The organism is Lentilactobacillus senioris (assembly GCF_026798195.1).
Taxonomy (GTDB): domain Bacteria; phylum Bacillota; class Bacilli; order Lactobacillales; family Lactobacillaceae; genus Lentilactobacillus; species Lentilactobacillus senioris_A.
The window spans coordinates 278,065-297,664 of record NZ_JAPQEZ010000003.1 but is presented as its reverse complement, the minus strand read 5'-3'; the positions used below and the strand labels follow the sequence as shown (position 1 = coordinate 297,664).

The 19,600-nt window shown below is 38.0% G+C and carries 26 protein-coding genes and 1 pseudogene; 22 read left to right on the top strand and 5 right to left on the bottom strand.

The genetic code is table 11. The annotated features are described in order from the left end of the window. The first annotated feature begins 153 nt into the window (after positions 1-153). The 21 genes and pseudogenes from OXT66_RS05620 to OXT66_RS05520 all read left to right on the top strand — a co-directional run bounded on the left by OXT66_RS05620 (position 154) and on the right by OXT66_RS05520 (position 16,292). Positions 154-1,128 (top strand): phage tail tape measure protein, encoded by a 975-nt coding sequence (locus OXT66_RS05620; protein WP_268596409.1) that lies wholly within the window; start codon positions 154-156, stop codon positions 1,126-1,128. 92 nt (positions 1,129-1,220) lie between these two features. Then, a complete protein-coding gene (relB, locus tag OXT66_RS05615; RefSeq protein ID WP_268596408.1) occupies positions 1,221-1,454 on the top strand; it encodes a type II toxin-antitoxin system RelB family antitoxin in 234 nt (77 codons plus the stop codon). Beyond that, on the top strand, positions 1,447-1,722 hold the full coding sequence (locus tag OXT66_RS05610; protein WP_268596407.1) for a type II toxin-antitoxin system RelE family toxin: 276 nt from the start codon (positions 1,447-1,449) through the stop codon (positions 1,720-1,722). Before relB ends, OXT66_RS05610 begins: the two co-directional genes overlap by 8 nt. A 243-nt stretch (positions 1,723-1,965) precedes the next feature. Continuing rightward, positions 1,966-2,511: pseudogene (locus OXT66_RS05605) on the top strand (phage tail tape measure protein); the annotation flags it as partial. 9 nt (positions 2,512-2,520) lie between these two features. Then, positions 2,521-6,270, top strand: coding sequence for a phage tail tip lysozyme (locus tag OXT66_RS09630; protein WP_327059001.1), 3,750 nt, complete (start codon positions 2,521-2,523; stop codon positions 6,268-6,270). A gap of 63 nt (positions 6,271-6,333) precedes the next feature. Then, on the top strand, positions 6,334-7,332 hold the full coding sequence (locus tag OXT66_RS05595) for a LysM peptidoglycan-binding domain-containing protein (protein WP_268596406.1): 999 nt from the start codon (positions 6,334-6,336) through the stop codon (positions 7,330-7,332). Positions 7,333-7,341: 9 nt separating this feature from the next. Beyond that, positions 7,342-7,815 carry a phage baseplate plug family protein gene (locus OXT66_RS05590; RefSeq protein WP_268596405.1) on the top strand — a complete coding sequence of 158 codons (474 nt, stop codon included), beginning with the start codon at positions 7,342-7,344 and terminating at the stop codon, positions 7,813-7,815. Then, the gene (locus OXT66_RS05585) at positions 7,815-9,128 is read left to right on the top strand and encodes a hypothetical protein (protein ID WP_268596404.1); all 1,314 of its coding nucleotides are present in this window, start codon (positions 7,815-7,817) and stop codon (positions 9,126-9,128) included. The genes OXT66_RS05590 and OXT66_RS05585 overlap by 1 nt, the downstream gene beginning before the upstream one ends. After that, positions 9,125-9,490 carry a hypothetical protein gene (locus tag OXT66_RS05580; protein ID WP_268596403.1) on the top strand — a complete coding sequence of 122 codons (366 nt, stop codon included), beginning with the start codon at positions 9,125-9,127 and terminating at the stop codon, positions 9,488-9,490. The genes OXT66_RS05585 and OXT66_RS05580 overlap by 4 nt, the downstream gene beginning before the upstream one ends. Continuing rightward, complete coding sequence (locus OXT66_RS05575; RefSeq protein ID WP_268596402.1) at positions 9,487-9,870, top strand: hypothetical protein; 384 nt, start codon at positions 9,487-9,489, stop codon at positions 9,868-9,870. The genes OXT66_RS05580 and OXT66_RS05575 overlap by 4 nt, the downstream gene beginning before the upstream one ends. Before the next feature lie 14 nt (positions 9,871-9,884). Beyond that, positions 9,885-11,054: a baseplate J/gp47 family protein gene (locus tag OXT66_RS05570; RefSeq protein ID WP_268596401.1), complete on the top strand. Its 1,170-nt coding sequence runs from the start codon at positions 9,885-9,887 to the stop codon at positions 11,052-11,054. Continuing rightward, entirely contained in the window at positions 11,047-11,757 is a 711-nt protein-coding gene (locus OXT66_RS05565) for a hypothetical protein (protein WP_268596400.1), read from the top strand. The genes OXT66_RS05570 and OXT66_RS05565 overlap by 8 nt, the downstream gene beginning before the upstream one ends. Position 11,758: 1 nt before the next feature. Then, positions 11,759-12,886 (top strand): hypothetical protein, encoded by a 1,128-nt coding sequence (locus tag OXT66_RS05560; protein WP_268596399.1) that lies wholly within the window; start codon positions 11,759-11,761, stop codon positions 12,884-12,886. Positions 12,887-12,895: 9 nt separating this feature from the next. Continuing rightward, positions 12,896-13,366: a hypothetical protein gene (locus tag OXT66_RS05555; RefSeq protein WP_268596398.1), complete on the top strand. Its 471-nt coding sequence runs from the start codon at positions 12,896-12,898 to the stop codon at positions 13,364-13,366. A 13-nt stretch (positions 13,367-13,379) separates the two neighbouring features. After that, positions 13,380-13,838, top strand: a complete 459-nt coding sequence (locus OXT66_RS05550) for a hypothetical protein (protein ID WP_268596397.1) — start codon at positions 13,380-13,382, stop codon at positions 13,836-13,838. Between the two features lies 1 nt (position 13,839). Continuing rightward, positions 13,840-13,989 carry an XkdX family protein gene (locus OXT66_RS05545; protein ID WP_268596396.1) on the top strand — a complete coding sequence of 50 codons (150 nt, stop codon included), beginning with the start codon at positions 13,840-13,842 and terminating at the stop codon, positions 13,987-13,989. Positions 13,990-14,000: 11 nt separating this feature from the next. Continuing rightward, positions 14,001-14,381, top strand: coding sequence for a hypothetical protein (locus tag OXT66_RS05540; protein ID WP_268596395.1), 381 nt, complete (start codon positions 14,001-14,003; stop codon positions 14,379-14,381). Further along, positions 14,378-14,602 carry a hypothetical protein gene (locus tag OXT66_RS05535; protein ID WP_268596394.1) on the top strand — a complete coding sequence of 75 codons (225 nt, stop codon included), beginning with the start codon at positions 14,378-14,380 and terminating at the stop codon, positions 14,600-14,602. The genes OXT66_RS05540 and OXT66_RS05535 overlap by 4 nt, the downstream gene beginning before the upstream one ends. Continuing rightward, positions 14,602-14,898, top strand: a complete 297-nt coding sequence (locus tag OXT66_RS05530) for a holin (RefSeq protein ID WP_268596393.1) — start codon at positions 14,602-14,604, stop codon at positions 14,896-14,898. The genes OXT66_RS05535 and OXT66_RS05530 overlap by 1 nt, the downstream gene beginning before the upstream one ends. Further along, a complete protein-coding gene (locus tag OXT66_RS05525; protein WP_268596392.1) occupies positions 14,898-15,941 on the top strand; it encodes a GH25 family lysozyme in 1,044 nt (347 codons plus the stop codon). Before OXT66_RS05530 ends, OXT66_RS05525 begins: the two co-directional genes overlap by 1 nt. A gap of 129 nt (positions 15,942-16,070) precedes the next feature. Next, the gene (locus OXT66_RS05520; protein ID WP_268596391.1) at positions 16,071-16,292 is read left to right on the top strand and encodes a hypothetical protein; all 222 of its coding nucleotides are present in this window, start codon (positions 16,071-16,073) and stop codon (positions 16,290-16,292) included. Here OXT66_RS05520 and OXT66_RS05515 read toward each other — a convergent pair whose 3' ends face one another. From OXT66_RS05515 to OXT66_RS05505, 4 genes are all read right to left on the bottom strand, one after another. Then, the gene (locus OXT66_RS05515) at positions 16,293-16,469 is read right to left on the bottom strand and encodes a hypothetical protein (RefSeq protein ID WP_268596390.1); all 177 of its coding nucleotides are present in this window, start codon (positions 16,467-16,469) and stop codon (positions 16,293-16,295) included. A gap of 356 nt (positions 16,470-16,825) precedes the next feature. Further along, positions 16,826-16,993: a hypothetical protein gene (locus OXT66_RS05510; RefSeq protein ID WP_268596389.1), complete on the bottom strand. Its 168-nt coding sequence runs from the start codon at positions 16,991-16,993 to the stop codon at positions 16,826-16,828. A gap of 571 nt (positions 16,994-17,564) precedes the next feature. Further along, positions 17,565-17,825, bottom strand: a complete 261-nt coding sequence (locus tag OXT66_RS09670; protein WP_419146377.1) for a tyrosine-type recombinase/integrase — start codon at positions 17,823-17,825, stop codon at positions 17,565-17,567. 4 nt (positions 17,826-17,829) lie between these two features. Beyond that, on the bottom strand, positions 17,830-18,309 hold the full coding sequence (locus OXT66_RS05505; RefSeq protein WP_268596388.1) for an Arm DNA-binding domain-containing protein: 480 nt from the start codon (positions 18,307-18,309) through the stop codon (positions 17,830-17,832). Positions 18,310-18,360: 51 nt separating this feature from the next. On the opposite strand from OXT66_RS05505, the gene OXT66_RS05500 reads away from it, so the two are divergent. Next, positions 18,361-18,495: a hypothetical protein gene (locus tag OXT66_RS05500; RefSeq protein WP_268596387.1), complete on the top strand. Its 135-nt coding sequence runs from the start codon at positions 18,361-18,363 to the stop codon at positions 18,493-18,495. Positions 18,496-18,554: 59 nt separating this feature from the next. Here OXT66_RS05500 and OXT66_RS05495 read toward each other — a convergent pair whose 3' ends face one another. Next, positions 18,555-19,538 carry a hypothetical protein gene (locus tag OXT66_RS05495; RefSeq protein WP_268596386.1) on the bottom strand — a complete coding sequence of 328 codons (984 nt, stop codon included), beginning with the start codon at positions 19,536-19,538 and terminating at the stop codon, positions 18,555-18,557. Positions 19,539-19,600 lie beyond the last annotated feature (62 nt).

Sequence of the window (19,600 nt, the reverse complement as noted above, 5' to 3'; positions counted from 1 at the left end):
CGGATCTGTAAACGTTACTCGTGAAGAGATCCGTAATATGAACGGCAACGAACTAAGCATCTTACAGTACGCAACCCAAGAGAGGTTGAAAACTAGTCGCTACAACCAAGCAATGGCAATCGCACTCGCATTTGGCGGTAAGGAGGGATCCTAATGGCTGAAATAGCTGGAGATCGTATCAGTTACAAAATTGATATTGATGGTCTTTCCAAACTAGATGGCATGCAAAGAGTTATCAAGCAGCTTGATAAGCTCATGCCTAAGCTAGATAAGCAAGTTAAAGAAGCCAGTCGAAATATAGATAAATTTAATAATACTTTGAATAAATCCAGTACAAAGGGACTGGAAAAAGACAACAAGATAATCAATATTACTAATGAAAATCTAAAGAAGACTGGGCAAGAAGCTGACAAAACTAAATCAAGAACCGAAAAACTGGGTAACTCAATGGATAAATCCTTTGGGAAGTCCTTTTTTAATAGGCACACTCGTGATTTGGGCAAGTTGGGCAGTCAGATGCAAAGTTTCGGGACTAAAGCTACGGCAGTTACAGCGGGAATTACAGCGGGCGCTGCTATAGCATTAAAGACTGCTACAGAGTTACAAAATCGCTACAAAGTTATCACCAACTTGGCGGTAACCGGCGGTGAAAAACAGACTGAAGCTCAGCGTAATGTTAGCCAAATGCAAAAAGATGGGACAAAGTACTCTAACGAGTATGGTGTTTCAACTAAAAAGATTGGTGAAGGTTACGAAACCTTGGTTCGTCGTGGTTATACAACTGATCAAGCATTAGGATCTCAAAAATCTTACTTACAAGGTGCGATTGCGTCTGGTGATAGTTATACTGACGTGGTCAATAACGCTGCTTCTGCTATTGAACAATTTGGCATGAAAAAAGATACAGTTGTTGGAATGGCTAACGCTAGTAAGAAAGCTATTAACCAAATGGCTTATTCAGCCGATTTAACTGCTACTTCATTCGGTGACTTGGGTGAAGCTCTTAAGTATGCTGGGCCTGACGCCCATGCGGCTAACCAAACGTTGCATGAAACTGTGGCAGCGATTGGTGGCTTGTCGAACTTTGGGATTTGGAAACTGTCCTCGCAATCAGAAATGGCTGCGTAATAAATTCCGTTAACTCGGGGAAGACTAAACAATATAGATTCATTTATTCTTCGTTTGTGTTACAATGTAATACAGATAAGGAGATGAGTAATATGGCAACAATTACCGTACGTGTCAGCAATGACGAAAAAGAATGGCTACAGTATATGGCTGACTTTTATGGAGTTACGTTATCTGATCTCATTAAAGATTATTCAATGTCAGATTTGGAAGATGAATACGATCGTCAAACTGCTGAAGTTGCTCACAAGCAATGGATAGATAGTGGAAAACAGTCGGTATCCATGGATGACATCATGAAAGAATTCGGTGGTATTGATGAGTGATGATGGGTATCAATTAAGATTTACCAAAGAAGCGCAGAAAGAGCTGCGTAAAATGGATAAACATCAAGCAAAACTAATCACACGTTGGTTGTATGTCAATGTTGATGGTATCGATGACCCATATCGAATTGGTAAAGGACTGACGGCCGATAAAAGTGGTCAGTGGAGATATCGTATTGGTAATTATCGTGTTATTTGTGAAATTGATGATGATCAGTTGATTGTGTTAGCAATTAATATAGGTCACCGTCGAAGTATTTATAAATGATAAATTGCATGTTGATCCCGAACCAAGACCAGAAGGAAACTCTGGGAAGGCGTAACGACTAGATAAAATAACCTAAGCAAAGACACTCTAATGAGTGCCTTTTTTGTATGGTGAAATATCCATGAAGGCGGAACACCTAAACAGTTTGGCTGTAGGTGAAAAGATAGTCTGAACTATATGGAAACATATAGAAGTAGGGGATAAAGAGCCCTTACGATAACAATTTGAGATGGTTCGCAAGCCGGTACCTCGATGCGTCAAATTTATCAACGTTTGACTAGCCCACCAACTAAAGGTAAGGCACCTAGTGCCATGAAAGAGTTGGGAATGGACTATGATGATTTCCGTGATGCTCATCATAATTTAATCCCTATTCAACAAGTGTTTGAGAAGTTAGCAACTCGAATGGACAAGATGAAGATGAGTCGGACCGATAAAGGTGCTATTTACGCAGCTTTATTTGGTGTTAATGCATCTAGTGCGGCTCAGGCTTTAGGTGAAAGCTACAAAGATGTTGCAAAACTGGACAAGAAAGTTCAGCAATCCCAAAACATGAATAAGGGTCAAGGATACGTGGCCCAACTTTCACAAAAGAATATGAACACTTTATCTAAGCAGTGGGATCGGATCAAACAAGGGTTATTAAACTCCGGTGTTGAAATCGCAAATGCGTGGATGCCAACGTTAACTAAGCTGGCTAAGGGCGTTGCTGATGTTTTGGAAAAATTTCAAAGATTACCAGAACCGGCTAAGAAGTTTGTAGGATTAGCTGCAGTTGTAACGGCTGCTATTGGTCCTATGGCTATTTTAGCTGGAACTGTCCTTAAGTTGATTGCACCTTTAAAGGCTCTTAAAAATATCAAAATTCCTGGAATGGGTGGTATTTCAGGGCTTATCAAAGGTAAAAATCCAACTACCGGAGTAGCTAAAAATGCTCCCGGCATGTTATCTAAAGCTGGTACCGCAGCCGTTGGCGTTGGCATTGTGGCTACTGCCGGATTTGATATTTATTCAGCTATTAAGTCCAAGAATCCGGTAACCAAGTTTAAGAAGTTGGGTCAAGGTTTAGGAACTGCTATTGGTGGCGGAATTGGCTTTTTCTTTGGTGGCCCTGCTGGTGCTGCTCTTGGCGCAACTATCGGTCATGTAGCTGGTGGTTGGGTAGGAGATTTAACTCGCAAGTTTAGCAAAACTAAGTTGGGTAAGAAAATAGGCTCCTCATTAAGTGGTGCTTTTAAAACAGCCAATAGAAGTATCAAAGGACCAGTAAATCTGCTTGGAAAAACAGTAAGCAAGTCTTGGAAGAGCGTTACTAAGTCGTTTAAATTGTCGAAAACTGATCAAAAAAATATAAAAGCGATTGGTGATGTATTTAAATACGTCGGTAAAATTGCGCTGGCATATATCGGTTCAAAATTAAGAACAACTATCAAGATGTTGGGTGTAGTTATTGGAACGGTATTTAAAGTTGCCGCCCATATCATTAAAAGTATAGGTGGGGTATTTAAAGGTTTATCTAAGATAGTTAAAGGTACTGTTGGAGTTGTCGGTAGTTTACTTCGAGGCGATTTTAAAGGTGCATTTAATAGCGCTGGGAAAGTTGTTAATGGGTTCTTCGATATTTGGCAATCAGTATGGTCAGGGATATGGGATATTGCTAAAGATGTTTTAGGCGGTATCGCTAAACTCGTTGGAACTGTTGTTGATGGAATTAGTGACATGGTGAAAAGCCTGACTCATGCTAACGACTCCAGCTCTAAAAATAATTCTCATGGATATTTCACCGATGGAGTACTTAAGCCGGGCAAATTAGATTCTAAAAAAGGATCTAACAAAATTCCTGCTAAGAATAAGATCAATGTTCCAACTGGTATTGGTCACGCTGATGGTGGCCCAATTAATCGTACGCATGTTGCGATGGTTAATGAAGCTGGAACCGAAATGGCTTACGATCCTCGAAAAGGACGTTTCCGCTTGCTAGGCAACGGCCCCACTTTAGCTAAGGTTCACGCTGGAGAACATATCTTAAATGCCAAGGATACTGCTAAAGTGCTGTCTGGCGGTCTTGGTAAGGGTAGGACTTTACCCGGATATGCTAAAGGTACTGGTAAGCTAAAAGTAGCTGCTGCACAAAGCTCGGTTAGTTTGAAAGGGTCAGGATTAGATGGCAGTGCTCGTTCGGCCAAAAAATCTATGCGTTTAATTACTAGTACCATTACTAATGGATATAAAAAATCTAACAAGAATGGATCGAAAGAACTTAATCAGTTGAATTCTAAGTCCACCAAGATTTTCGGATCCTTAAAAGTTGGTACCAAGAAGCAAACACAACAGATTCAACGGAATACTATTCGTGATTTTAACGATATGCAAAAAGGATCCATTACCCAAGCTAAGCAACTTAACAAAGGTATGAATTCCATTACAGCTGATATGGTCAAGGATAGCGACCGTAATGTGGGTAAACTCCATAAGAATACCGTTAAAGATTTCGACCAAATGCAGAAGAGTTCTATTGTTCAGATGAACCAAATGCATAAAGGAATGAATGCAGTTGCTACTGCAATAGTATCCGACTTTAACAGTATTTTTGGAAAACTAGACAACTATGCATATAAGGCAATGGCTAATACTATCAAGCAATTAAACCGTGGTATTAGTGGAATCAATACAGTTTTAAGCCAATTCGGTGGTAATGATTCTGTTTTGAAGCCTATTCATTATGCATCTGGATCAGACGGTAAATTAGCTAATGATCAGATCGCCATGGTTAATGATGCTAAAACCGGTCCTAGGCAAGAGCTTATTGTTCGAGATAATAATGTGTATGCTCCTAAAGGAAATGACGTAATACTGCCCTTGAAAAAAGGAGACCAAGTTCTTAATGGTTCGCAATCTGTTGAATGGGCTAAAAGTCAAAATATTACTCATTTTGCAAAGGGATCCGGAGTATCAAAGAGTCAACTGAAGAAAATAGCTGCCGCAGGTGAAAAGAATCCTAATGAATCTTTTAACAACAGTTTTTCTAAAAAAGTAAATGTTTTGGGTACTCCAATTCAGGAAAAAACTACTAGTTTAGGTAAAAGAGCAAGTAAATCACTGGGAAACCCATGGATGAAAGCAATGTGGAATGTTGTTGCGGATGCTATAGGTTCAGCTTCAGGATCTGGTGGTACACGAGAAGCCTTTCTTAAGTACGCAGAAGAACACTATGCCGGAAAACCATATGTCATGGGTGGCATGGGACCTGATGTTTATGACTGTTCAGGGATGGTTGCTTCAGCGTTAGCTCATTTTGGTATCAATATCGGTCGAACCACTGTTGCAATGCAAACAAGTTCAGGTGTTCAGCATCTTGGCCAAAACTTATCTAACACTCTCCCTGGAGATATAGTTGTGTTTGGTCATGGAACTGGGGCCGCTGGTCACGTTGGGATTATCAAGAATCCTAAGACTGGTTCTATGTTTAATGAAACTCCCCCAAGAGCGCGAGTTACTTCTATTGCTTCTGATAAGTCTATGGGATATGGATATTATCGAATCAAGGGCTTGCATAATGCCGTAGACAAAAAAGAGAAAAACAATTCAAGCAAACGACTTAAAAATCTAGCTAAGAAACAGCTTGGTAAAAAAGCAATTAACTGGATTAAGGATAATTTGGGAGAAGACGAAATTGGTGACGTTGGTAATATGAACTTAGTAGGTGATATGGGTTCTAGAGCACGAATTCTCGCTGCTGCAATTAAGAAAATGTATCCATCAGCAACCAACTCTGGTATAGCTGCAGTTCTTGGGAACTGGAGCTTTGAATCTCACTTAGATCCTGGCGCAATTAATCCAGGAGGAGGAGCGTCTGGTTTAGGGCAATGGTTAGGTGGACGTAAAGATAACTTAATCAAATTCGCTAGAAAAACTGGCGGAAATTGGAAGAGTGCGGCTACACAGTTAGAATTTGCTCTTAAGGGAGATAGTACAGATAGTGGCGTCCTAAAAAGAATATTGAGCAGTCATGGGTCCGTTTCATCGTTAGCTGCTGCTTTCTCAAATCAATGGGAGCGTGGCGGATATACAGCCCAACACGTTGCAGGTGCCAATAGTATCGCTAAAGCACTGCATGCTAATGGTGGCTGGGCTGAAAACGGTAAGGTTAATGTCTTTGGCGAAGTTCCTGGTCAAAATGAGGTTGCCATCAATACTAGCCGTCCTTCGGCGGATAAATTGATTATGGAAGCGATGAGCGATCGTGCTTCTAAGCAACCAAATGGTGTTTTTGGTCAGCTCAAAGAATTTGCGAAGATTCAAAATGAATTCAGGAAGATGAAACTATCTCGTGATGATTTTAATGAATCAGTGAAATCTAGTTCTGTTGGCCAAAAAGCAGTATCAATTAAGCCAAATATGAATTACCACCCAGAAATTCACATTGAAGGTACTAGTGATCCAGAACGGACCGGTGATGTTGTAGCTAAACGACTCACGGAAGATCGTAGAAAGTTTGAAGCAATGGCTAATGACTTCTTCGGTAAAATTCTCGCTGCACAAAATTAAAAGAGTTTCCTTAACGGGAAGCTCTTTTTCTATACATATAAAAATAATTGAGGAGGTAAAACCATGGCTAAAAAGAAAACGTTAAAAACATACGAGAGTGCATACTCTAAAGCTAAATCTAATTACAACAAAGCCAAACAAATTCAATCCACTAATAGCAATAAGGTTAAAGAACTAGAAACTAAATACAAGAAAGCCAATAGTAGTGAAAAAGCTAAGCTTAAAGAGCAAATTGCTAAGGCTAAGTCATCAACGGAACGTGCTAAAACTACCGTAGCTACAGCAAAAAGAAAATATACTAGCGCTAAAAACAATCTGGCCACCTTTAAAAAGAACTCTGCTGCTAACAAACGTAAGGTAGCTTTAAAAACTAAGAAAAAAGTTATCGCCAAAATGAAGAAAGATAAGCCTGGGTATTGGAAGTCTAAACGCCCATACGTTATTCCTAAGTACCCAGGTTCTGAAAATAGTTATGTCTTCATTGATAATACTTCTGAAAATGAAACTACTTCTACCGAAATGACTACTAATACTATTTCACCGGGACAATACGTTAATCATTACACGCAGACTCAACCGATCCAACGTCAAATAGAAGGTAAGTTGGGTGGCTCGTCAGTTTCTAAAGTTTCATACTTGAAAAAACAATTTAACATGTTGAGACGATGGGCTACTAACGGTACAGAAATTGAATTTCATGGTCAAAAATACAGTTCAAGTGCGGTTTTAACATCAGTAGCAGCTAACTTTGATCAGCCTAGAGATAATGCGCTGGCGGTTTCGGTGGCCATTCAAGATGTTAAATGGGCAACCAGCACCAACAAGAAGAAATCTACAAAGAAAACCAATACTAGTAAGACTAATAATACTGGTACTAAAAGCCCAACTAAAGGCGATAGAAAGAAAACTAAACCTAAAGCAGGTAAATATCTCACAATTAAAAAAGGTGATACCTATTGGGGATACCACATGAAATTCGGCACTTCGATTGCCAAGCTAAGAAGTTGGAATGGCTACCCGGATAGATACTTGCCGATTGGTAAAAAAGTAAGAGTTAAGTAGGTGGTTACTATGTACAGGGACACAATCCAATTCAATAAATTTCAACTGCCGGAAACGTTTCTAGTAACTCTCAGTGGTAATGACTATGCAATTACGGTTAGTTATAACGAGGTAAATGACCGGCTTTACTTGACTTTGGCTGACGAAAACGGTGAACCGTTGGTAACTAATGAGAGGCTAGTAGCAGGAGAACCACTATTTGCTGATATTCATGATGCTAGTTTGCCTAGCGAAGACTTAGTCATGATTGATGAAACCGGAAAGTCCACCTGTGTTAATTTCTCCAACGTCAATGAGGATATTTTCATTACTATCGATGATACTTTTACTGGCGAAATGGATCCGGATAACACTAATGATGGTGTTTACAACCCAGACGGAGATGATACCAGCATGGGGATGGATGATGATTCAGACGACTCTATGGATGATGATGAATTCGATGGACTAGATGATTTCATTGAGGATCGAGGTGATGCTTAATGAACTTTGTGCACCGCTATTTGCGTGTTTATGTTAAATGGTCTGGTCACCAAAAACACTTTTTATCATGGGACAAAGCGCCTAATAATCGATCTATCGAAATGACATCACCATTTACTACCGGCGTTAATCCTGACATGAATTCTTTGACCTTATATAACCTTACTAAGGATGAATTTAATTACTTTCAAAAAGGCCGGCAAGTTGCGATAACTGCCGGTTTTTATAATGCTGATGCTAGTGCCAAAAATGGTGGTCTTATCACCACTGGAACAATTAAATCCATGACACCAATGTCCTTAGACGGTGTAGATCGATCAATTCAAATTAACTTTAATCATTTCCCGGATATATCAGAAGATGTTATTAAAGTTAAAAAGGTGACTAAAGTTAGAGTAGCGGTTAAAGCTAGCGCTAGAAAAAAAGCCGGCACTGTTAGTGTTTCGGATTTAATAAGTGCATATAGTAAGGCTAAAACTGTTGAGTATAAAAAATGGTTGGCTGCCCATCCTGAAGCTACACCACACGAACGAGGAAGAAAGCAAAAAGAATTCACTAAAGCACGTAAAAAATATAATTCAGCAATTAGAAAAAAGCACTCTAAAAAAACAAAAGCAAAAAAGGCACAGGCTCATTATGCTAAGCAAGTTCATTACGCTAATCTTTCGTACAAAAAAGGCACTAAAGCTTCAACAATCATTAAAGATATTGCTAAGCGGGCTCATATCCCATTGGGCGCTGTAAAACTCAATTATGATCATAAATACGCCAATGGTTTTACCGTTAGTGGTAAGCCTTTGAGTGCTATTAAAAAGGTCGCTGATGGTGCTAATACTGACGTGGTGATCGAAGGCAGCAAACTGTACATTCGTGAGATTACTACTGGTCAGAAAGCCACATTGAAATTGAACCCGGAAACGGGATTAATTAGTCATCCAACGCCTTCAGACGACGGTGCGTATGATGGTCAAAAATTTGAAGCTCAAGCTCTTATGCGGAAAGAAGTTAGGGTTGGAGCGTTAGTTTATATTGATGATGGAGTTAAAAATTACGGTAAATGCGTGGTCCTTAGCGGTCAACGAGAATACACGACTTCAACTAGTACCGTTACTTTTCAATTTGTTCCGTACAATGCTTATAAAAAGGCTAAGGCGGCCAGTCTTAAAAAGGCTAAAGCCAATGCTGCTAAAGATAAGGCCAAAGCTAAACTTAAAGAAAAAAACGACCGTGCGAAAGACAAAGTTAAAAAGGATGCTACTAGAAAAAAACGTAAGAAACGAAAAACAAAGAAGAAAGGAGACGGTAAGAAGTGAAAGCAGGAGAAAATTCATTAGTACCATTAATTAATTTACTAATTGAAGAACATGATTCTGGCCCTCACATATACCGGGGTAGAATCATCTCTACATCACCGTTAACGGTTCAGCCCTCTAATTTAGATTTCGATGGTAGTAAAAAAATGCCAATAGTTGAGTGTGAACAACTTGATTTTAGCTTCTATATTAAAGGCTCAGACGATACCGGACACACACGAGAATTAAAGGTGGGTGATGAAGTATTAGTACTAGTCTTTACTGACAGCATGGAAAATTATTCTAAAGGTAAAGATTTCCGCGAAGATCCACTTAGAAAAAATAGTGTTGATTCTAGCATTATTGTGGGGGTGATCAAGTGAGTACGGATGTAAGGCTCGATGAAAATGGTAACCCTAACTTGAGTAATGGCAAAGATTACGTTACTGGGGTCGATGAGCTACGGCAATCACTAGAAATGCGGTTACTTTCTCAGGTGGGATGGGCCATAGATGATGTTGATTTCGGTGTTGAGTGGTTGGATTTCTTCGGTGAGTTTCAGGATGCTGACTTAGCTGCTAATAAAATAGCTGAAGCGCTTGAAGAAGATGATCGTGTGGCTGTTGTTACTGATGTGACCGTAGATCCAGACTATAAAACCAGAAAAGCAATGATTAAGGTAACCATGCAATTAGCTGATGCTGATTTGATAGCTGACAATGGTGATCCAAATTTAGATTTTAATACGGCGATTACCATTTGAGGAGGTGAGAATGTTTGCCATTATTAGAAACAGGATTTGAACCATGGGACTACTACCAGTGGCTCGATTCTTTACAAACTAGTTTAAGAGCTGACCCGGAAATAGGTAATGATATTGACCTATCTACGGGTTCTTTTTATGAAAATATGGCCGAATCATTGGCTAGGCAACTGGCACAATCAGATTTAACTAAACTAGATGTATACGATTCAAGATTTGTTTCCCTAGCTGAAAACATTTCTTTGGATCGACTCGCTAGTAACTACGGTATCTCACGTAATGTGGCCAATTATGCAACTACAACTTTAACAATTAAAGGTACTCCAGGATATGTTATTGATGCTGAGTCTATGTTCAGCAATAATCAGGATATGATCTACTTAACTGACTCTGAAGTTACCATAGGTTTGGACGGAACGGCAAAAGTTAGAGTTTACGCAGAAGATACCGGTGAAGAATACAACTGTGATGCTAATACCATAATTAACCAAGTGATGTATGTTGAAGAAATTGAAGAAGTAACCAATCTTGAAGCAGCATCTGGTGGCGCAGACATGGAAACTGATTACGATTTGCGGGCCAGAATTAAGTTAGCTCAAAAGAGTGTTAGCTCTTCAACTCCTAATGGGGTAGCATCAGCATTATTTGGCGTTACTGGCGTTAAAAGTGTCCGATATGTGGTTAATGATGAAGCAACAACCAATAGTGCTGGAGATCCGCCTTATACTACTCATATTTATGTTTTAGGCGGAGAACGGCAAACGATTGCCCAAACCATTTCAGATAATGTGGCATTGGGAATTACTTTAACAGGTACAGAAAAAATTGATATTCCATTAGACAATGGCGACGTTAATCACGTCGCTTTTTCTGTGGGCTCAAGTCAAACCATCTACATGCATATCGCTGTTGAATTTTCACAGGTTGACGATACTACTCAAGACGAAATAATCGCTGATATTCGTGACAATATACAGGTTTGGCTTGATTCATTTTCTATGGGTGAAACTCTTAAGTATACCCAACTTTTTGGCATTATTTATGATGTTGAAGGTGTAAATGATGTGGTTGATTTAACCTGGGGAACTGATCAATCAAGCTTAGGTCGTACAAATATTGAGCTAACCGATTTTGCAACTGCGATTACTAATGATGATGCAATCGAGGTGGTAGCTAGTGACTAAATCTGATTTTGAACTGTATCACGAAGATGAGGTTTTATCGATACCGACTAACCGAATTAACACAACTCCAGGAAGTCCTACAGAAAGACTTATGAGGGTCTTTGATAAATTCATTTATGACGATATGCAAGATGCTGAAAACATCGCCAAATTAAGCGATTTAAATAATGCGGTCGGTGGTCAATTAGATGACATTGGTGATGATTTTGACTTGCCTAGGCTGGGAAAGCCAGATGATTTATATCGATTTCTGTTAAAAATGAAATCAGTTAATCGAAGTTCTAAATCCACCTTCAATGACTTGATTCGACTAGTAGCCGCTACCTTTGATATTGATAAAACCGATGTTCAAGTTAGAAATGATTATCAAATTCAAGAAGATGGCTCTACCAAAGGTAATCCATTCCATGTTTCGGTAGAAGATTTACCGCTAGATAATATTGAACATCCAGAAATCGTTCAACTTTTTATCGATGAAATCCAAAATGCTTTAGCGCTTGGAGTTACCTTATCTAGAGTAACTTTTCGAACTAGCTTGCCGAGCGATATTTATGTAGGAACGGCACTAGTGACAATGAATATTATAGAACTAGAAAGTGACGTCGATACCGAAGTTATTGAACACGAATTGACTAATACTAATTATTTACGGTCAGCACAGACTATTTCGACCATTTATGAAATTGAAAGTGAGGAGGTATGAAATGGCAAAATGGAATAAAATTGTTATTACTAATGCTGGATACCAGTTATCAGCCGCAACTTTAGCAGGAAACACAATCAGTTACACGCGTGCTCAAACAACTGATAAGGATATGAGTGGATTAACGTCAGAACAGTTAAAAGAAATTACTAAGTTAGAAAGCGTAGCCCAAGATTTACCTCTTGGAACAGTGTCAGTACAAGATGATCACACTGTAAATGTTCCAATCAAGGTAATGAATAGCGATTTGCAAGAAGATTACTTACTATATGGTATTGCCATTTTTGCAAAAATTGAAGGTGGAGAAGAAATTCTATATGGAATCGCCACCTCGGTAAATCCGGATTTAATCCCAGCTCAAAATGGTTCTACAGTTGTTGGTACAACTTTTAAAGTTAAATTACATGTTGGTGATGCGGCTAACGTAACTATTGTTGTCTCTCCAGATGGATCTGTTTCTAATGAAGAATTAGAAAGCATCTTAAACAATTACGTCCTAACATCTGATCTCGACAAGCTGAAAATTAGCGGGCGGAACTACATGAAAGATTCGGCAACACCAGTAAAAGTAGGAATTAACTGGGGGACTGAGCGATATGCTGTTCTACCAACGTATTTAGATGACGCTACTGGGAAAATAACTTTTAGTGCTAAAATCTCAGAATTAGCAGATAATAACGACGGAAAAATTTCAATCGGACTTTGTATGCCCGGCGACGCAAATAATGGATATGGTGTTACAGACGTTCCGATCGTTGATTCAACTTTAACTGTGACTTTTGATGTACCAGAAGAAATGTCTGATCGAACAGCGGTTTTGATATACGGAAATTCTGGTATATGGGACGGTTCAGAAACGGGACATTTTACTCTTATCAACAGTAAGCTAGAAAAAGGCACTCAAAAAACAGATTGGACGCCAGCACCTGAGGATATGATGTCCAAAGCAGATATGGCTGATATTCAAAAGGGGCTAGCTACATTGGAAGATATTCAGAAGCTAATTGATCAAAATGCGGATTTGCAAAAGCAAATTGATGAAAAAGCAACATGGACCTTAATCAGCCAAACCGATTATGATGCGTTACCAGATAAAGCTGGATCAACGATTACCTACTTCATTTATTAGAGGTGAATTATGACGATTAATATTGGAGAAAATAAAATAACCAAAATTGCAGTCGGCGATAAATTGATCCTTGAATCAAGAGGAGAACAAGACTGGATCGAATTAGAATTACCTCCTAGAGCAGAACCGGGTTCTGGAAATATTCTTTTTAAAGATATGGGAGACGGAACAGCCAGATTATACGGTGGTTTTACGATCGCTAAGTCCGACCAAGACTCATACATGTTGTGTTCTCTTCCTGAAGGCTACCAATTTGTTTCAAGTAAACATACGGCCATGGTTATGATGGCAGGACATACTTTGCCTTCCGGCGTTACGTTAACAGCTAACACCGGTCATATTTCCCTTGTAGGACCGGATCAAAGCTTAAATACTAATGGTGGAGAAATTAAAATTTCTCTTTCTCACCTTGGTAGTGGAGGTGGTGTTTCTGCAGACTTATCGCCGTGTATTTTAATTAATTACACCAAAACAAACTAAAGGAGGTGCCACGATGGCACAATATTATGTACAAACAGACTCAGATGGTTACATCACTAAGGCTTTAGCTGCCTTAACAGAACAAGATAACGCAGCCGATTATCAACTAATTATGATTGCTAGTCAGTATGACAACCAGTTTGCCACCAACTTTACTAAGTGGCGGATTTCTGAACTGGGTGTACCACTGGCTCCCGGCAACTTGCCAAAAGTTACAGTTGAAGAATTCAATCAAACTTTACAAGGGTACAAGGAACAGTTGGAAGCGGCTAACGAAACGATTGCGGATCAAACTAAGCAACTTTCACAACTTAGCGAATTGGTTCCTCAGGTTCAAGAGATGGTTATTCAGCTTACTCAAATGCAAGGTCAAACAGATACAACTATGAAACAAGTACAACAAATGATAATCCAACTAACGCAAGCAATGGGTCAACTTAGTGCAGGAACAACTACTGAGGAGGGTAAATAAGATGATTATTAGTTTAGAAATGATTAAAATGCAGTGGTCATGGGGTATGATGACCGATGATCAACTTGGTAACTTTGTCATTTGGGGTAATATCACACCTGAACAGTATAAAGAAATTAGCGGTAAAGAATACGTGACACCGACTGCTTAGGAGGTCGTGTTATGAATTACCTTTTTTATAAAATTAAGCAAAATCCTTTTCATGTAACGATTGGTTTAACCATGTTACTGACTGGGATTTTTTTAATTACCCACGACCGTTATTTTCAGTGGCCACCCCTAGCCGTCTGGTTCCTTAATGATGACATTGTAGGGGGACTTTTTAGTTTAACTGGTATTGCTATGTTAATCTGGGCTTTTTTAAGACATCAAAACACTTCTGCTGATCACGTAATTTTAATTATTGCTAGCACTTTGATGATGTTGCTAACGGCGTTTCAATTTTTGCACTGGGTAATTTTGGGTTTAGACATGCCGTGGATTTCTAACCTTTGTTTAACCCTCATCATCAATATCTTAGCGTATCGGAGTGATGCGAGTTGAACCATGTATGGAGCCAAGTTATTCCACTAATACCAGCAATTTTAACTGGTTTTTGGACGTATCATTTAAGCCGGCAAAAATCGCAGCATCAAAAGGAGCAAGACGATGTTGATTCTTGGCGGACGTTGTACACGGAAATGAAGACCAGGGCCGAAAATGCCGAAGCACGAGCCGATAAACTCCAAGCGGAAATTGATGAGTTAAGGAAGAAGGAAAAATAATGGACATTGTAGAACTACTAAATCAGGTTAATGCAAATGTAGTGATGACTATTTTTGCAGTTACCTATGTAATTGTGGGTACTTTAAAAGTAACACCGTACTTTAACAAAAATCAATATCTGCCTATCGTGGCGCTATTTGTCGGCATGATTTGTGGCGCTATCTGGGGTGGTTATAGTCCATCAACTGGACTCTTAGTTGGTGTTGCTGACGGTATTCTTGCCGGTGGCTTTGCTTCAGCTGGCGGACACGAGTTGATTAGCTCAATTTCAGAATTGATCGGGAGGGGCAAATAATGGGATATCCTTTAGTTATTGATGTAGCAAGCTATCAGCCTAGTTCGCTTTCATACTTCCGTATCATGAAGCAGAAAGGGGTTAAGGCGGTTATTATCAAAGTGACCGATGGTTCTGCTTACGGAACTGCCTATGTTAACCCTTTGGCTAAAGCTCAACGGATCAATGCGGAAGTAGCGGGATTAAAAGTGCATGCTTACCACTTTTCAGAAATGAGGGGAATCACTGACTCTCGCAATGAGGCAGACTTTTTCTATACTCAAGCTAAAGCCTTAGGTTTTGATGTCACCAACTGTGCTATGATGCTGGATATTGAAAACCCAGCAGTTAATTCTTATCCGGCTACTGCTGACTGTAATGCGTTTACGGACTACTTAAAAGGTAAGGGCTGTAGGCTAACGGGTGTTTACTCTATGGCTAGCTGGTTTACTGCCGGAAGAATAAATGCCAAAGCCTTACACGCTGATTTGCTTTGGGTTGCTAACTATGGCGTTTCAGCGCCAGGAGTTGATAACACAGATATTTGGCAATATTCAGATAAATTCGCAGGTTATCATCAAGATGTTAATTACGATTTTGTAAATGCACTCACTAAAGGTGTTAAGCCACATAAACCGGAATACTTTAAAATTAATCCACGTCTTGTTTCTGCTACCACTAGAATAGGCATTTACAAGGATAAGAATCTTAAAACTAAAATTAGAAACTATGACGTTGGGACTCAATTCGTTATTAAAGATATCTACGTGAAGAAGAGCGGGGTATCCCGCTTAAAGACAGATTCAGGTTTCTGGATTTCTGGTAATCGAGATCACTTTAAAAATATGTATTACGTTGATAAGAAATTAAAACGAGTAAAATTAATCCACAGTGCTTACTTGTATCACGATATTGATCGTAAAAAGCCTTTACGTAAGTACTATAAAGGCGAAGAGTTTGATATTGAAAATATCGTAAAAAGTAAAACCGGATTATGGATCTTAAAAACTTCTTCTGGTTTTTATCTAACTGCCAACAAAAACTACGTTAAAAAAATTAAGTGATATAATTAATTATCTAGAAAATCCTAGGTGTGTACACTTTTAACCCAAAGAAACCCTCAACCTTAATTGGTTGGGGGCTTTTTTGTTGTATAATTATATTGTTGATATAGCTGCTATTAGGAGGTATATATGAAAAAAGAAAAATCAAGATTAATGCAAAAATATGGTAATTTAAAAAATGAACCTAACGTAGGTGAAATTGATTGGGGAGAGGACAGAGGGAGAGAAGTACTACCTTCTTATGATTCCAAACTGTTTTCTCGATTTGATAATTATGACCAACAAAATTATTTAAACGATTCAAAAAGAGTATTTGATAAGGGTGAGCCTAAGGGGCGTGAACTCTGGTAGTTACTTCTTTGAATAATCAATTAATTTTTGTGCAGTCCCAACTGTAAGCTGATCAATCGTTCTGTCACCATTACGTAGTCGAGTAATGATCGATTGAGATACTCCAGTATCTTTAGCGATTCTGTAAGCCGAAATATCGCTATCAAGTAGCTGTTTGATTATTTCTTCGATGTTCATTAGTCTTGCTCCTTTAAAAGTTTGATTGTATAATATGAGTATTAAAAAGCAGAGGTTGCTGGCACAACCCCTGCATGTTCGCAAGTCTAGTGCGGTTCTATGGTGGGCTAACCTTTTAGGTTAGCTTTTTTTATTATCTGATAGGCTTTAGCAAAATTAATTGCGGCCCTAGATAACACGTATAACGCAATTACATACGTCATACACCATAAAACCTTTCCTAGTTATAGTCACGTCCACCACCTCTTTTTTGTCTAGAATAAGTGAGGGGTGTGGCACGCACTATCTTGCTAAGTCAGTTTGAAGGTCATGACTCCTTCGCTTGACTATGACTATATTATATGCCATTTGGCATACTATTGCAATACCTTTTGCACTTTTTTCCACTCATTAAAGCTCATGATGTAGTGCAAGTGTTGTTCTCCATATCCAACTTGCAGCAGAACAACATCTTCAGCAAGATTGCCCTTAGCCATGATGCAAAATTGACCAGCGTGTTTATGGTACACAAAATCAGAATTCATTTCATCACTCCCTTTATATAGGTAGATACGTAAAAAGGGGAGCGATTTTTTTATTATTGAGCAAACTTTTTTATTAAAGCAAAAATATGGACAATTTTCTAGGATTATAAATTTGGGACAAATTTGGGACAATTAATTTTAAAATGCTTATATATCAATGGTTACAGAACACTCATTACTCCTGCTCGGGGCATCATTTGTGAATTATACTTAGTATATAAATGGCTCTACACCAACGTGTAGGGCCGTTTTTATTTGTGAAAAATCACCCCAAAAAGCCATACAAAACCATAGAAAACCATTAAATTTGTAACGCGTTTGTAACGGCCATATTATTCACAAGCGGCGTTAGGAGTTGAGTTATAAACGTTCATTTTGCAAGTAAAAAAGCAACATGAGAGTGCCTAAGACTGTGGAAATGAAAACCAGGTCTATTTATACCTAACTCTTTTAAAGCGGTTCTTAACGTATTATTTACAGCAGCAGAAGAAGGGACGGTTCCGTATTGGTTAGTAAATACGTTATCGCTCAAATACTTATCTTTCAAAGGCTTAAGTATATCCAGTAGACTTTAATTGGCTCGGATAGTTCTATTAGATCCTTCCGTATTGGTTTTCTTAATATCACCGGTAGAGGAATCCAAACTTTTGTTAATGGCTATGGTCTTGAAATTAAAATTAATATCTTTCCACGTCAAAGCTGATATTTCACCTAACCGAGCGCCGGTAAAGATGGCCGTAAGAATTATTTGTTTGGAGGTGAAATTAGTTGATAGAGTAGTAGAAAAGTAGTTAATTAATTGTTTTATTTCATCTATATTTAGATAATCCACTTTTTTATTCGTTGTAGGTTAAAACTACTTCTGCCGTAAAATCTTTTTTTAAGATGTCGTCAAGCAAGGCACTTCTGACGCAAGCTCTAACTAGAGAATTTACTTTATGAACTGTATTTTTGGCATGAGTTGAACCATAGTGATTAATAAATTTTTGATATATCCGTCTGTTTATCTGGGATATCGGAGTATCTCCAAAATATTTTTTGAGTTCATTTGCCGTAATGCGATAACGACTCTTAGTTTGATTAGATAGCTTTAATTCTTTATAAGTCTTATACCAATCGACAAAAAAATCATAAAAAGAAGTAATATCGGGATTTAAATCGTGACCCTCGTTTAATTCCATCAGCATTTTGCTAGCAAATAGTTCAGCTTCACGACGTGATTTAAAGCCATCTTTTTGCTTAGAACGGTATTTTCCTTGTTTATCTTTGTAACTGATTCTAACTGTGTATTTATTTCCATTTTTTGTTATTGCCATTATTAAATTCCTTTATTTTCGTAGTCGGGCGGACTTAAAGGAGTGATTCGTATGTATTTAATTTTAGGAAAACTGTTTGCAGCGCTAATTATGCTGGGTGCGCCGCTAGTGATTGGTGTTTTACTAGGGAGGTACTCAAGTAAGTTTCACAGTTGGGATGAATTTAAGGAAGACTTTTTTGAATAGGGTAATTAAAAAATGCTCAACACTATCTACTGTAGTGAAGAGCGAGAAATTCAATATTTTTAAAATTTATTATTCCATGGGTCATTTGATTTATTATTTACAAATTTTTTTGAATCGGAGTGTATTTTAGTTACATTTTGAACAAATAACAAGCTTAAAAATGAAACGGTAAACGAAATTCCTATATTGTGTATCCACAAATTTATTAATGCTCCAGAACAGTAATCAAAAAATCCAGAAAAAAATGGTTTTTGCCATTCCGGAAAGGACGCGTAATCAATTTTAATTTCTTTAATTTTATTTTTTCCAATTTCTATGGCGTGATGAATGCGATTATCATCATTTTGATTGGAATGATTTTGAACTACATTGTGGATTTCTTCTTTCTGAACCGTAATATCATTAGAAACAATATTTTCCGATTCTTCAACAATTTCTTGAGAAATTTCTGGAGGTAGTATTTCCATTCTTTTTTGAAGTTGCTCTTCAGTTGGATGATTAGTAGTTAATCCAATTTCATTAGCTACGTGGTTGAATTGAGTACTTGTTTTTATATTTGTTAATGCAAGTTTTTGAATTTCTTTTAACCAAAAATTTTGAGATTTAGCGGATTGAGCAGCTATCTGAGAAATAGTCATAGTTTTACCATAACGTTTATTGAAATCTTTAAGAGGCTTCATTGCTAATTCTATGGCACTAACAGAAGGCGAATTTTGAATAAACCGATAGTTATTTAATAACTGATTTCTAGTTCCTAAAGCAATTGAAGGATTTGTATGGGGAATACCTTTAAGAATATTTCTATAAAATTCGTTATTTCGTTTAATATCTAGCTGACTTATGCCGGCTGTTTTGATTGCAGAGTTTATGGTCCTATTCACTGTATTTACTTGATTAAATACAGGGTTATAGGCCAAGTTAACTTGTTTTAACCATTTTCTATTAGATTCAGTCAATTTTGCGACACGATCTAACTGTTTTTGCATTCTTTTGAATTCATCAGAATTAAAATATCCGGTTTTATTATCCATTTGTTTTTTCATCAGCTCCCTATCGATTCATTGCATATACCTAATGTGATTATTATTTTACAATGATTAATTTA